This is a genomic window from Nocardia mexicana NBRC 108244, assembly GCF_001613165.1.
Classification (GTDB): domain Bacteria; phylum Actinomycetota; class Actinomycetes; order Mycobacteriales; family Mycobacteriaceae; genus Nocardia; species Nocardia mexicana.
Genome location: NZ_BDBV01000053.1, coordinates 86,056 through 98,881, shown reverse-complemented (window position 1 = coordinate 98,881; position 12,826 = coordinate 86,056). Strand labels below are relative to the sequence as shown.

The window sequence follows — 12,826 nt, the reverse complement described above, 5'->3', positions numbered from 1 at the left end:
GGACTTGGCTGTCCGAAGAGGCGTCTCCTCTGAACGGCAACTGTGACCACCACTCCCCCAGCACCTGCCCACCTGAAATCTTCGGCCGTACCTGCCCGCAGGTGTGGCGGGCCCCTGCTCCGTACGTAGCGGGTACGCAGCACCAACTCGTCACTCACCAAACGCAACAAAAGAGCTTCGCGCAGCTCCAGGGCAAAGTCACCAACGATGTCCAATCCCGAGCAACCGGGCTCGAATCGCTCTCCTAAGCAGTGCTCGCTGACAAGCGGACTTCGCGGTTGACGCCTGATCACTCGCTCATCCCCTGACTCCCAAGCTGATCTTCTGCGCTGACCGCCTGGTCCGCAGTCGGTCCGCAGCAGCGCACAACACCCCCAACGATCACCAACGAAACCAGCTAACGAACGCGCAGGTCAGCCGCATACTGCCACCGCCACCAACGAAGCCCGATCCAGCCACACGTCAAGAACGACAAGCTTGAAAACCGTCGTGGTTCACGCCACCGTGGGTTCAAATCCCACACCCACCGCACAGTGACCAATGCGGACCGCAAACTGACGGCGGTCCGTTCCCCGGCGCGTCGCGTTCGGAAAATACGATGAATTCGGGAAGCCACCGAACGGCCGGGAGCAAATGGTGCAGGACATCTACGTGGTGAGTCACCCGCATGCGGAGCACACCGCGCGCGATCTCGTTGGTGGGTGGCATGATTCGCGCCTGACATCGCGTGGTCGTCGCGACGCGCGACTTGTTGCCGAGGAGTTCGAGCGGCGCCGTCGCGGTAATGCGCGGGCGATTCGGATTACGACGTCCGACCTTGCCCGGTGTGCGGAAACCGCCGAGATTATTGCCTCGAGGCTGGATGCTCCCGTCGCCCGGGACCCGCGTCTTCGGGAGATCAGCTTCGGCGATGCGGAAGGGCGGCCGAACGACTGGCTGGCACAGCGCCGGGTTCCCGCGCCCGACCACGATCGGCTCGAGCACCGCGGCCCGATCCCGGGTGCCGAGACCCGACGTGAGCTGGCAACTCGGGTCGGAGCGTCGGTACGCGAGCTGATGGCCGACGTCGATCATGACCATATCGTCGTCACTCACGGATACGCGTTGACGTTCGTCATCACCGCATGGATGCAGATCCCGGTCGACGCGGTCGGATTCGCGTCCTTCGCGACGAAGCCAGGGGCGATCACCCACCTCCAGCTCGATGACTACTGGCGTAACCGAACGCTACTGAGCCTCGCCGATACCTCCCACCTGCATACCGACCAATTCTGATGATGGAACACCGCTCACGCGGCGTGCCGCGCGGTTGCGGGTGATTCGGGACACAATCTGACAGGATCGCTGCTGCTCACTCGGGTACGAACCGACGGACAGGAGTAGCTGCGATGCCTCTTTTCGGAAGCGCTATTGCCGATGTGATTCCGTTCGACCGGATCATTCAGGCGCTCAGGGCGTTCATTCTCTGACGCTCACCGGTTCCCGCGGGCGGTGATCTCCTTGTCGACGGATTCGAATACGTCGCCGATCACCGCGAGCTGTTCGGGGGTGAGCAGGTCCACGAAATCGCGGCGGACGGCGTTCACGTGGCCGGGGGCGGCGGCGCGCAGGCGACGCATGCCTTCCTCGGTCAGGTGGGCGCGCACGCCCCGGCCGTCCTCCTCGGCGCTGGTGCGGCGCACCATGCCCTGCTCCTCCATGCGCCGGATCTGGTGTGTGAGACGGCTTCTCGACGACAGCACGCCGTCGGCCAGATCGCTCATGCGCAGGGAGCGGCCCTGGGCCTCCGAGAGCAGCACCAGGATCCGGTACTCGGCCAGGCTGAGGTCGCTGTCGCGCTGCAGTTGCCGGTTCAGCTCCGCGAGCAGACGCTGGCCGCCGTCCATATAGGCGCGCCAGGCCCGCTGCTGAGCCGAGCTGAGCCACCTCGGCTCCGGTGCCGTGCGACCGCTCGGTTCGTAAGCCATGCGGTCATTCTATTAGCCGTCATCGGAACGAGTGTCGGCTGGTCAGCGCACCGTCGACAGCATCGCCCGGTTCAGGTCGGCGATCTCGGCACACCCCGAAAGGCCCATCGACGCATCGAGATCCGCGAGCAGCACCCGCAGCGCGTGCCGCACCCCGGCCGCGCCCGCGATCCCCAGGCCGTAGGCCCAGGGCCGCCCGTACAGCACGGCCTTGGCGCCCAACGCCAGCGCGATCATGACGTCCGAGCCGGTGCGGATCCCGGAGTCGAACAGGACGTCGGCGCGGTCGCCGACCGTGGCGACGACCGCCGTCAGGGCATCCAGCGCGGCGATGGAACCGTCCACCTGGCGGCCGCCGTGATTGCTGACCACCACCGCGTCGGCCCCGGCGTCGACCAGCTGGCGGGCGTCGTCGGGATGCAGCACGCCCTTCACCGCGATCGGCAGATCGGTCCATTCCCGCAGCCGGGCGATATCGGCCGGGCGCAGGGTGTGATTGCCGAACAGGCCGCTCCAGGTCAGCACCGCCAGCTGCATCGCCTCCTCGCTCTCCTCCGGCGGAGCGGGCAGCTTGGCGCGAAAGACGGGGTCGGACAGGTAGTTCGCGATGCCCTTGGCCCGCAGGAACGGCAGGTGCGCCAGTTCCAGATCGCGCGGGCGCCAGCCCAGGCTCGGGGTGTCGACGGTGACCACGATCGCCTGCGCGCCCGATTTCGCGGCCCGGTCGACGAGCGAACGGGCCAGCTCGTCGTCGCCGGGCCAATACAGCTGGTACCACCAGGCCCCGGCCGCCGCGCCCACGTCCTCGATCGGGGTCGACGCCGCCGTCGACAGCACCGTGCCGATGCCCAGCTCGCGCGTCACCTCCGCGACCACCACCTCGCCGCGCTCGTGCAGCAGTTCCAGCACGCCCACCGGCGCGGTCAGCACGGGCGCGGCGAGCCGCGTGCCCAGCACCTCCACCGACAGGTCGCGCACGCCCGGACCACTGGCCCCGCGCCACATCCGCGGGACCAGCCGGTACCGGTCGAACGCCGCCTCGTTCGCCGCGGCGGTGCGCTCGCCCGACGCGCTGCCCGCCACGTAGGCGAACGCCTCCGGTTCCAGCACCTCCCGGGCACGCTGTGCCAAACCCGCTGCCGTCATCGGTAATTCGGGTAACGCACCGGCGAGCCCGGCCAGATAGATCTCGTTCTGGAAGTCGGCGAAACTGCTCATTCCCGGAACGCTAGAGGAATTGCCGGGCGCGGATCGGGTAATCGGCGGGTGATGAGGAAAGGGGGTGTGACATGACCGAAGACGACGCACTGCGCGAGCTGCGCCGCCGGGGCGATGCGGCCGGAATTCACGGCACGGCCGAGATGACGGCGGACGAACTCCACGAGGCCCTCGGCAAGATGGCGAAGGGAATCGACGCCGACACCGCCGAGCAGGAAGCCAGGGGTCTGCGATAGTCCGATCCACCTGCTCGGTGCTGCGGGGCGGCCGCACCGCGTCGGCGGGACGTAGAGTCGCGGGTATGTACGCGGTGACGCTCGAGGAATTCGGTGAGCCCGACGTGATGCGCTGGTCGGAGGTGCCGGATCTGCCGGAGCCCGGGCCCGGCGAGGTTTCGATCGATGTCGTGGCCGCGGGGGTCAACCGCGCGGATCTGTTGCAGCGGAAGGGTTTCTATCCACCGCCGCCGGGTGCCAGCGAGACTCTCGGGCTCGAGTGCTCGGGCGTGATCGCTGCGGTCGGCGAGGGTGTGCGGGACCATCGGCCCGGCGATCGGGTGTGCGCACTGCTGTCCGGCGGCGGCTATGCCGAGCGGGTCGTAGTGCCCGCAACCCAGGTGCTGCCGGTTCCGGAGGGCCTGGATCTCGCCGCCGCGGCCGCGCTGCCGGAGGTGGCGGCGACCGTCTGGTCGAATCTGGTCATGCGGGCCGGGCTGCACGCCGGGCAGACGCTGCTGATCCACGGCGGCGGCAGCGGCATCGGGACGCACGCCATCCAGGTGGCGGTGAGCCGGGGCGCGCGGGTCGCGGTCACCGCGGGTTCGCAGCTGAAGCTCGACCGCTGCAAGGAACTGGGCGCGAGCATTCCGATCAATTACCGCGATGAGGATTTCGTCGCCGTGCTCGGCGAATTCGGCGGGGCCGACATCATTCTCGACAATATGGGCGCGGCATACCTGCAACGCAATGTCGACGCGCTCGCCGAGGACGGCCAGCTGTGCATCATCGGCATGCAGGGCGGGGTGAACGGCGAGCTGAATGTCGCGGGGCTGCTGGGCAAGCGCGGCACCATTCACGCCACCAATCTGCGCCGCCGCCCCGCCACCGGCCGCTCCAGCAAGGCGGAGATCATCGCCGAGGTGCGCCGTCACCTGTGGCCGCTGGTCGCCGAAGGCACCGTGGCGCCGATCGTGCACGCCGAGTTGCCGGTGACCGAGGCCGCCGAGGCGCACCGGCTGCTCGATTCCCCGGAGACCGTCGGCAAGGTGATCCTGCGGATCCGCGAGTCCTGATCCGGCCTGAGCACCCACGATTCGCGTCCACGACGCGATATGTGCCGCCCGAGTACGAATAGTGACCGGACAGGCCGGTTCCAGCGGACGAACTCAGTCCAGGGCGGCGAGGGCGCGGCCGAGCTGGTCGATCTCGAACTTCGTTGTGTAGGGGGCCAATCCGATGGTGACCGCGCCGCCCTCGTCGTTGACGCCCAGGGCGTCGAGCAGGCGGCTGCCGCCGTGCACGCCGCTGAGCGTGCCGACGTGATGGTCGGCCAGTTTCGCGGAGACCTTCTCGGCCTGCATGCCGTCGATGGTGAAACTCACCGTGGGGATGCGGGTGGACGCGCGGCCGATGACGGTCAGGTTCGGGATGCGGTCCAGCACCTCCATCAGGTGCTCGAACAGCTGGTCGTGATAGTCCTGCAGCGAGGTTATCGACATCTCCAGCCGCTCCCGGCGGGTGCCCGTCGCCTGCTCGTCCAGCCCCGCCAGATAGTCGATCGAGGTGGTGAGCCCGGCTAGCAGCGCGTACTGGTGATGGCCGACCTCCAGCCGCTCGGCGCCCTTGGCGTAGGGATTCAGCGACATCGACGGAATCCGGTCCAGGAACGCCGGATCCCGGAACACCAGCGCGCCGATCTGCGGCCCACCCCAGGCCGGGGCCGACAGCGCCACCACATCGGCGTTGAGTTCGTCGATATCGATCAGCGCGTACGGCGCCGCGCCGAAGCAGTCGGCCACGAGGAGCCCGCCCACCTGATGCACCCGATCCGCGGCAACCCGTACGGCCGGTGCGGAGCCGACGATCGGGGACGCGGCCGTCAAGGCAACTAAACGTGCGGTGGGCCCGATCAGCTCCTCGAACTGCCACGCGGGCATCTCACAGGTCTCGATCTCCACCTCGGCCCAACGCACATGGGCCCCATAGCGGTTGGCGATACGCAGCCACGGCGCGACATTGGCCTCGTCGTCCAGGCGCGACAGCACGATCCCGGTGCCCAGCCCGAGCCGGGAACTCAGCGATTCGGCCAGCCAGGCCAGCAGTACGGCACGATCCGGGCCGAGCACCACACCCGCCGGGTCGGCGCCGACCAGATCCGCGACCGCCTCGCGGGCGGCGTCCAGAATGGCTCCGCTGCGCCTGGTGGCGCTGTATCGATTGCCGTGGGTGAATGCGGAAGTGCGGAAACCTGTTGACACGGCGCGCGATACCGAATCCGGGACCAGCATGCCGGCCTGCGGGTCGAGATGGATCCAGCCGTCGCCCAGGGACGGTATCAACCCCCGAACCCTCGCGACGTCGTAAGTCATGCAGGCCACTCTAAGGGCAGCAGGCGAGTAGATGTAACCGTGTCGACGGCTACCACCGAGCACCGATCGGGCGCGCCGACACCCTTCGGGTAACCAGCTGGCAGATCACGCGACATGGCAACCGACTTTCAGCAAACCGTCCCAACACACGAGGCGAACACGACCGCAACAGAATACTGACCGTCACGGACCGGCATACCCGCAGTGCGTACCCCCCACCCGCTTAGCACATCGCGCGCGGACAAGACATGATGGAGATCATGACGCACTCGGACGGAGCACCGGAATCCATCGTGGTGATCGGCCCCGAGGGCCGGCCGATGGTCATCCCGGCAGGCAGCCAGGGCGATGCGCCGCTCGCGGGTCAGGTCGTCGGCGACGGCGAGACCGACGCCGAGCAGGACCCCGACAGCAAGGAATCGCTGGCCGACATGGTCGAACAGCCGGCGAAGGTGATGCGCATCGGCACCATGATCAAACAGCTGCTGGAGGAGGTGCGGGCGGCTCCCCTCGACGATGCCAGCCGCAACCGCCTCAAGGAGATCCACCAGACCTCCGTGCGGGAGCTCGAGCAGGGACTTTCGCCGGAGCTGCGCGACGAGCTGGAGCGTCTGGCGCTGCCGTTCGGCGAGGATTCCATCCCGTCGGATGCCGAGCTGCGCGTCGCCCAGGCCCAGCTGGTGGGCTGGCTGGAGGGCCTGTTCCACGGCATCCAGACCGCGCTGTTCGCCCAGCAGATGGCCGCCCGCCAGCAGCTGGAGCAGATGCGGCACGCGCTGCCGCCCGGGATGGCCGGACCGGGCGAGCGCGGGCAGGGCGGCTCGGCCACCGGCAGCGGCCAGTATCTGTGAGGTCTCACCGACATCTGCGAGGTCAACGTCTCTGAACAGGCAGCGCCCGCGGTTTACGGCCCGCACGCGGCGCGGTCGATCGGGCAACGCTACAGTCGGTCACTGTGCCTGCAGCAGCCCCAGCCGAGTCGGCGACCGCCGAACAGAGCCCGGCCGACGCCCCGGTACCGCTGATGCCCGATTCACAGTCGTTCGGACGTGCGTTCAAGGATCTGCGAGACGGTTTCTCGCAGCGTGAACTGTGGCTGTCGCTGGGCTGGCAGGACATCAAACAGCGCTACCGCCGGTCGGTGCTCGGCCCGTTCTGGATCACCATCGCCACCGCCGTGCAGGCGACGGCGATGGGCATTCTCTACGCGGCGATTCTCGGCCAGGATCTGTGGACGTACCTGCCGTATGTGACGGTCGGGCTGATCATCTGGGGCGTCATCAACGCCAGCATCCTCGAGGGCTCGGATGTGTTCATCGCCAACGAGGGGCTGATCAAACAGCTGCCATCGGCGTTGAGCGTGCACGTCTATCGCCTGGTGTGGCGGCAGTTCCTGTTCTTCGCGCACAACGCGATCATCTACGTCGTCCTGCTGGTGGGCATGGGGGTGTGGAAACACCTGCAGTGGACCGCCCTGCTCGCGATTCCGGGCATGCTGCTGCTGTTCATGAACGCGATGTGGGTATCGATCGCGTTCGGCATCTTCAGCACCCGCTACCGCGATATCGCGCCGATCCTGAGCAGCATGACGCTCATGCTGTTCGTGCTCACGCCGGTCATGTGGACGACCAAGTCGCTGCACGATCAGGGCGGGGCCGTCAGCGAGCGGGCGCGGCTGGTCGAGCTGGTGCCGACCTACCACTATCTGGAAATCGTGCGGGCACCGCTGCTGGGCGATCCGATCCACGTGCGGAGCTGGTACGTGGTGCTCGCGATCACCGTGCTCGGCTGGTGCGTGGCGCTGCTGGCGTGGAAGAGGTTCCGTTCCCGCGTGCCGTACTGGGTGTAAGGGGCAGTTATGACCGAGCACGTAAGCATCGAAACCCATGACGCCTGGGTGGAATTCCCCATTTTCGACGCCAAGTCACGGTCGCTGAAGAAGGCGGTCCTGGGTAAGGCGGGCGGCGCGATCGGGCGCAATCAGTCCGACGTGGTGGTCGTCGAGGCGCTGCGCGAGATCACGATGTCGTTCAAGGAGGGTGACCGCGTCGGCCTGGTCGGCCACAACGGCGCCGGAAAATCGACGCTGCTGCGCCTGCTGGCGGGGATCTACGAACCCACTCGGGGCAGCGCGCGCGTGCGCGGCCGGGTGGCGCCGGTATTCGATCTCGGCGTCGGCATGGATCCGGAGATCTCCGGCTACGAGAACATCATCATCCGCGGCCTGTTCCTCGGGCAGACCCGCAAGCAGATGATGGCCAAGGTCGACGAGATCGCCGAATTCACCGAGCTCGGTGAATATCTGAACATGCCGCTGCGCACCTATTCGACCGGTATGCGAGTGCGGCTGGCGATGGGTGTGGTGACATCGATCGACCCCGAGATCCTGCTGCTGGACGAGGGAATCGGCGCCGTGGATGCCGATTTCATGAAGAAGGCCCGAAATCGCCTGCGGGATCTCGTCGCCCGCTCGGGAATCCTGGTATTTTGCAGCCATTCCAACGAATTCCTGGCGCAACTGTGCGATACCGCGATCTGGATCGACCACGGCCGGATGCGGATGCGCGGCGACATCGAGGAAGTGGTCCGGGCCTACGAGGGGCCCGAGGCCGGTGACCATGTCGCCCAAATTCTGCGCGAGCTGGAACGAGAACGGGAACTGGAGCGGAATCCCACATGAGTGATCAGCCGGCGTCGTCCGAACCGATTGGGGACGGCAGCCGCATCGTCGCGGTCGTCGTCACCCATAAACGCCGGGAACTGCTGGCCGAATCGCTGAAGGTGCTCTGCGCGCAGACGCGTCCGATCGATCACCTGATCGTGGTCGACAACGCGAACGAGCCCGAGGTCGGTGAGCTGGTGCGCCAGCAGCCGGTGGAGCACACGTATCTGGGTTCGGAGCACAACCTGGGCGGCGCGGGCGGCTTCGCCCTCGGCATCCTGCACGCGCTGTCGCTGGGGGCGGACTGGGTGTGGCTGGCCGACGACGACGGCCGCCCCGAGGGTCCCGAGGTGCTCGAGACGCTGGTGGATTGCGCTCGGCGGCACAGCCTTTCGGAGGTCTCGCCGGTGGTGGCCGATATCGACGATCCCGACCGGCTGGCGTTCCCGCTGCGCCGCGGCGTGGTGTGGCGGCGGTTGCGCTCCGAGCTCGGCGACGAGGACTTCCTGCCCGGGATCGCCTCGCTGTTCAACGGCGCCCTGGTGTCCGCCGCGGCCGTCGACGTGATCGGCGTGCCGGATCTGCGGCTGTTCGTGCGCGGCGACGAGGTCGAGATCCACCGGCGGCTGGTGCGCTCCGGGCTGCCGTTCGGCACCTGCCTGCAGGCCGCGTACCTGCACCCCAACGGATCCGCCGAATTCAAGCCGATCCTGGGCGGGCGCATGCACACCCAGTATCCGGACGATCCGGTCAAGCGCTACTTCACCTACCGCAACCGTGGCTACCTGATGGCACAGCCCGGGATGCGCAAGCTGCTGCCGCAGGAGTGGGCCCGGTTCTCCTGGTTCTTCCTTGTGCAGCAACGAGATCCGGCCGGTCTGCGAGAATGGCTGCGACTGCGGCGCCTGGGGCGGCGCGAGCAGTTCCGCAAACCCGGTTAGAACAGCGCTTTTTCGAATATGGAGGTATGGGTGTGAGTAACCCCCACGGCGGGCCACCACCCAACGGACAACCCTGGCAGCACAACGGGCAACCGCCGCACCCCGGAGTTCCCCAGCCACCCACCGGCCCCGGCGCCCACAACGCCCCGCAACCACCCAGCGCATCGGCGCCGCAGCCGCCCACACCGAACCAGCCGCAGCCGAGCCCCGCTGAGCCGCAGCCGCGCAGTACATCGAGCCCGCGCATCCCCCAGGCGACCAACGCACCGGCCGACCTACCGCCGTCGAGTACCGGGGCAGCGCAGCCGAACGGCACCCCGTCGCACTCCGGATATGGCGCGCCACGACCCGACAGCGCGCCCCCGCCGCGCCTCCCGTCGACGAGCGACTCCCCCACCCCGGAAACGATCGCCTTCACACCCGGCGCACCACAGCCATTCGGCCCCACGCCCTCGCACCCCGAATACAGTGCGCCGCAACCGAACAGCACATCGTCACCGCATATCCCCCAGGCCGACCCCGCCGCACAACCCGACAGCCCGTCCGCACCGGACACGCTACCCTTCACCGCCGGGGCATCGCGGCCGAACAGCTCCCCCGCGGCACCGGGCGAACACGGTGGACCACAGCCGAACAGCGCGTCGTCGCCGCACCTCCCGCAGGCAGACCCCGCTACCTCGCGGCCTGGCAGCCCATCGGCCTCGGACACACTGGCGTTCACGCCCGACGTACCGCAGGCGGACGGGCCTTCGCTCGCGCGGCCCGAATACGGTGGACCGCAGCCCAATAGCGCATCGTCGCCGAATGTCCCGCAGGTGAATCCCGCGGCCGCGCAGGTGAACGGCACCTCGGACCCGCGCATCCCGCAGCCGAGCCCTTTCTCTGCGCCGCCGCAACCCGGATACGGTGCGCCGCAGCCGCACAGCGCGTCAGCGCCGAACCTGCAGCAACAGAATTTCGCAGGACAGCCGAGTGCAGGGGCGTCGCAGCCACACGGCACCTCAGCGCCGAACCTCCCGCAACCGACGCCTGGCAGCCCGCAGCCGGCCGGTGCGGCATCGGCGGCACCATCGCCGTCGAATCCAGGCGCAGCGCAGCCGCATTCCTATCCGGCAGCGCCATCCCAGCAGCCCGCGTACGGTGCGCCGCAGCCGCACAGCGCTTCAGCACCACACCTGCAGCAGCCGGGTTTCGGCGCAGCACAACCGGGCATGGGTGCGCCGCAATCGAACGGCTCGTCCCAGCCGCACAGCGCTTCGGCGCCGCACTTGCAGCAGCCCGCCTTCGGCGCTGCACAGCCCGGTGGTGCGCCCTTCCCCGGTGCGCCGCAGCCGAACAGTGTCCCGGCGCCCGGGTATGGCGTGCCGCCACAGAACGGGCAACCGGCCTCGCACCCACCGTATCCCGGGTACGGTGCGCCGCAGGGCTCGGCTGGCCCACAGTCCGGGTATGGCGCTCCGCAGGGATACGGAATGCCCGCTCCGGGACAGCAATTCGCGGGGGCTCCCGCCAATCCCTATGGTGGGCAGCCGAATCCGTATCAGGCGGGGAATTACGCCCCGCAGGGGCAGTACGCGGCCTATGGGGCCACTCAGGCGCAGCAGTTCCAGCCCGAGCCCGGGCCGCCGGGCATCGTCCTGGACACCTCCTATACGCCGATGGCGTTCATGCTCGCGCTGACCGGGCCGAAGATCCTGGTCAACGGGCAGCCGGTACCGGCCGCGCGGTGGGGCGCCACGCACATTCCGGTCGGGGCGGGCCAGCACCACGTGCGGGTGAGCACCCGCTGGATGTGGGATATCGGACCGGCCGAAACCGTGGTGCCGGTGGCCGAGGGGCAGAGCACCCGCGTCTTCTACCGGGCCCCGGCGATCGCCTTCATCCGCGGCGCCGTCGGACCGGTTCCGCAGTCGACGCCCGGCATGCTGTTCGTGTACCTGATCTGGGGTTTCGCGGCGCTCATGATCCTGCTCAACATCGCGCTGATCGCGGCCATGCCGTAAGGCGCGCGAAAATACCTTGCGCCCCGCGAGGGGTTGCTGTCATCGTTGTATCCGTCCAGAGCGGACGACATCGTCGAAAGGTCGAGGAGGTGGAAGACATGCACGCCAACTATCGGGTTGTCGCGGCCGGGCAGCGGCCGGATATCGAAAGCCGCGCCGCCGCATGCGCTTCCACCCTCTCCCTGAAGCACTGAGCCCACACCGGGCGCAGTGCCCGACGAATGGACACCTTCCAAATGGTCGATTACGACCGTCTCATTCCCTACGGCTGGAATCCGGCCGTTTCTGCTGCGTACACACGGCTGCTCGACACCGGCTGGGTCCCGGCCCGCGTGATCCGGATGGATCGGAGCGAGTGCGACGTCGCGACACCCGAAGGGCTCGCGCGTGCGCGCTGCCCACGGGCGGATACCAACGTCAACGGCCTGTGTACCGGCGATTGGGTCGCCATTGATACAGAACTCGTTGTGCGGCAACTGGTCCCGCGCAATACCGCCGTCGTGCGCGCCTCGGTGTCCGGCAGGTCGGAGGCACAGATCTTGGCCGCGAACGTCGATACGGTCCTGGTGTGCACCGCGGCCGACGGTGATGTCGACCTGGGCCGCATCGAGCGAATGTTGGCTCTGGCCTGGGAATCCGGCGCACAGCCGGTGATTGTGCTGACGAAAGCCGATCTGGCCGTGGACATTCCGCTCGACGAGGTGCGAGCCGTGGCACCGGGGGCGACGACGCTGGCCGTCAGCGCCACCACCGGGCTGGGCATGGATGTGCTCGCCGCGGTCCTGGACGGCACGGTCGCGCTGATCGGTCCCTCCGGTGCGGGTAAGTCGACACTGGCGAACGCGCTGCTCGGCGAGGAGATATTCGCCACCAACGAGGTTCGCGCCGCCGACAAGCGCGGGCGGCACACCACGGTGCACCGCGAGTTGCGTCCGCTGCCCGGCGGCGGCACCCTCATCGACACCCCGGGCCTGCGATCCGTCGGCCTGTGGGATGCCACCGAGGGGATCGGCCGCACGTTCAGCGATATCGAATCCTTCGCCGCCGAATGCCGGTTCGCCGATTGCGCGCACCGCACCGAACCCGGCTGCGCCGTGCGGGCCGCGCTCGAATCGGGCGCACTCCCCCAGCGGCGCTGGGACAGCTATCGAAAACTCCAGCGCGAGAACGAATGGCTGGCCTCCCGCACCGACGCCAGGCTGCGAGCGGAACGCCAGCGGGAATGGAAGAACATCGAGAAATCGCAACGCTGGGTCTATCGCGAGCGTCAATCGCGCGGTCGATAACGGCCGCACGAGGATTCACGCACCCTCGCGCAACGCGAGCATGTCACGGGATCCCGACGGATCCCGTGACATGGTGTGGCCGAACGGATCTCCCTCCTGTCGGTCGGCCAGGGCCGCGTTCGGTCTCCCGGATATCGCTGCAGCGCGGTCACTCATGTGCCC

12 protein-coding genes are annotated in these 12,826 nt (G+C 68.2%); 9 read left to right on the top strand and 3 right to left on the bottom strand.

Annotated features, from left to right (window positions below):
- The first annotated feature begins 633 nt into the window (after positions 1 to 633).
- The gene (locus tag NM1_RS21930) at positions 634 to 1,275 is read left to right on the top strand and encodes a histidine phosphatase family protein (RefSeq protein WP_246011483.1); all 642 of its coding nucleotides are present in this window, start codon (positions 634 to 636) and stop codon (positions 1,273 to 1,275) included.
- 197 nt (positions 1,276 to 1,472) lie between these two features.
- Here the strand turns inward: NM1_RS21930 and NM1_RS21925 are convergent, their stop codons facing one another.
- Together NM1_RS21925 and NM1_RS21920 are read right to left on the bottom strand one after the other, a co-directional pair.
- Complete coding sequence (locus NM1_RS21925; protein ID WP_068022753.1) at positions 1,473 to 1,967, bottom strand: MarR family winged helix-turn-helix transcriptional regulator; 495 nt, start codon at positions 1,965 to 1,967, stop codon at positions 1,473 to 1,475.
- Positions 1,968 to 2,009: 42 nt separating this feature from the next.
- Entirely contained in the window at positions 2,010 to 3,185 is a 1,176-nt protein-coding gene (locus NM1_RS21920; RefSeq protein ID WP_068022752.1) for an alpha-hydroxy-acid oxidizing protein, read from the bottom strand.
- A 71-nt stretch (positions 3,186 to 3,256) separates the two neighbouring features.
- On the opposite strand from NM1_RS21920, the gene NM1_RS42430 reads away from it, so the two are divergent.
- Together NM1_RS42430 and NM1_RS21915 are read left to right on the top strand one after the other, a co-directional pair.
- Positions 3,257 to 3,421: a hypothetical protein gene (locus NM1_RS42430; protein ID WP_157123977.1), complete on the top strand. Its 165-nt coding sequence runs from the start codon at positions 3,257 to 3,259 to the stop codon at positions 3,419 to 3,421.
- 65 nt (positions 3,422 to 3,486) lie between these two features.
- Positions 3,487 to 4,476, top strand: coding sequence for an NAD(P)H-quinone oxidoreductase (locus tag NM1_RS21915; protein ID WP_068022750.1), 990 nt, complete (start codon positions 3,487 to 3,489; stop codon positions 4,474 to 4,476).
- Between the two features lie 93 nt (positions 4,477 to 4,569).
- Here the strand turns inward: NM1_RS21915 and NM1_RS21910 are convergent, their stop codons facing one another.
- Positions 4,570 to 5,772, bottom strand: coding sequence for a cysteine desulfurase-like protein (locus NM1_RS21910; protein ID WP_068022800.1), 1,203 nt, complete (start codon positions 5,770 to 5,772; stop codon positions 4,570 to 4,572).
- 260 nt (positions 5,773 to 6,032) lie between these two features.
- On the opposite strand from NM1_RS21910, the gene NM1_RS21905 reads away from it, so the two are divergent.
- From NM1_RS21905 to rsgA, 6 genes are all read left to right on the top strand, one after another.
- Positions 6,033 to 6,623, top strand: coding sequence for a bacterial proteasome activator family protein (locus NM1_RS21905; RefSeq protein WP_068022792.1), 591 nt, complete (start codon positions 6,033 to 6,035; stop codon positions 6,621 to 6,623).
- A gap of 173 nt (positions 6,624 to 6,796) precedes the next feature.
- Entirely contained in the window at positions 6,797 to 7,621 is an 825-nt protein-coding gene (gene wzm / locus NM1_RS21900; protein WP_068022748.1) for a galactan export ABC transporter permease subunit Wzm/RfbD, read from the top strand.
- Between the two features lie 9 nt (positions 7,622 to 7,630).
- The gene (wzt, locus tag NM1_RS21895; RefSeq protein ID WP_068022747.1) at positions 7,631 to 8,452 is read left to right on the top strand and encodes a galactan export ABC transporter ATP-binding subunit Wzt/RfbE; all 822 of its coding nucleotides are present in this window, start codon (positions 7,631 to 7,633) and stop codon (positions 8,450 to 8,452) included.
- Positions 8,449 to 9,375 carry a galactofuranosyltransferase GlfT1 gene (gene glfT1 / locus NM1_RS21890; protein ID WP_068022744.1) on the top strand — a complete coding sequence of 309 codons (927 nt, stop codon included), beginning with the start codon at positions 8,449 to 8,451 and terminating at the stop codon, positions 9,373 to 9,375. Before wzt ends, glfT1 begins: the two co-directional genes overlap by 4 nt.
- A gap of 1,472 nt (positions 9,376 to 10,847) precedes the next feature.
- Positions 10,848 to 11,378, top strand: a complete 531-nt coding sequence (locus NM1_RS42425) for a hypothetical protein (protein ID WP_114699678.1) — start codon at positions 10,848 to 10,850, stop codon at positions 11,376 to 11,378.
- Between the two features lie 236 nt (positions 11,379 to 11,614).
- Positions 11,615 to 12,664, top strand: coding sequence for a ribosome small subunit-dependent GTPase A (gene rsgA, locus NM1_RS21880; RefSeq protein ID WP_068022788.1), 1,050 nt, complete (start codon positions 11,615 to 11,617; stop codon positions 12,662 to 12,664).
- Positions 12,665 to 12,826: the final 162 nt, after the last annotated feature.

Bases quoted from the DNA above. Each gene is read 5' to 3' on its own strand.
- glfT1 (WP_068022744.1), top strand. From the start codon at position 8,449: ATGAGTGATCAGCCGGCGTCGTCCGAACCGATTGGGGACGGCAGCCGC.
- wzt (WP_068022747.1), top strand. From the start codon at position 7,631: ATGACCGAGCACGTAAGCATCGAAACCCATGACGCCTGGGTGGAATTC.
- NM1_RS42430 (WP_157123977.1), top strand. From the start codon at position 3,257: ATGACCGAAGACGACGCACTGCGCGAGCTGCGCCGCCGGGGCGATGCG.
- NM1_RS21905 (WP_068022792.1), top strand. From the start codon at position 6,033: ATGACGCACTCGGACGGAGCACCGGAATCCATCGTGGTGATCGGCCCC.
- rsgA (WP_068022788.1), top strand. From the start codon at position 11,615: ATGGTCGATTACGACCGTCTCATTCCCTACGGCTGGAATCCGGCCGTT.
- NM1_RS21930 (WP_246011483.1), top strand. From the start codon at position 634: ATGGTGCAGGACATCTACGTGGTGAGTCACCCGCATGCGGAGCACACC.
- NM1_RS21925 (WP_068022753.1), bottom strand. From the start codon at position 1,967: ATGGCTTACGAACCGAGCGGTCGCACGGCACCGGAGCCGAGGTGGCTC.
- NM1_RS21915 (WP_068022750.1), top strand. From the start codon at position 3,487: ATGTACGCGGTGACGCTCGAGGAATTCGGTGAGCCCGACGTGATGCGC.
- wzm (WP_068022748.1), top strand. From the start codon at position 6,797: ATGCCCGATTCACAGTCGTTCGGACGTGCGTTCAAGGATCTGCGAGAC.
- NM1_RS21910 (WP_068022800.1), bottom strand. From the start codon at position 5,772: ATGACTTACGACGTCGCGAGGGTTCGGGGGTTGATACCGTCCCTGGGC.
- NM1_RS42425 (WP_114699678.1), top strand. From the start codon at position 10,848: ATGCCCGCTCCGGGACAGCAATTCGCGGGGGCTCCCGCCAATCCCTAT.
- NM1_RS21920 (WP_068022752.1), bottom strand. From the start codon at position 3,185: ATGAGCAGTTTCGCCGACTTCCAGAACGAGATCTATCTGGCCGGGCTC.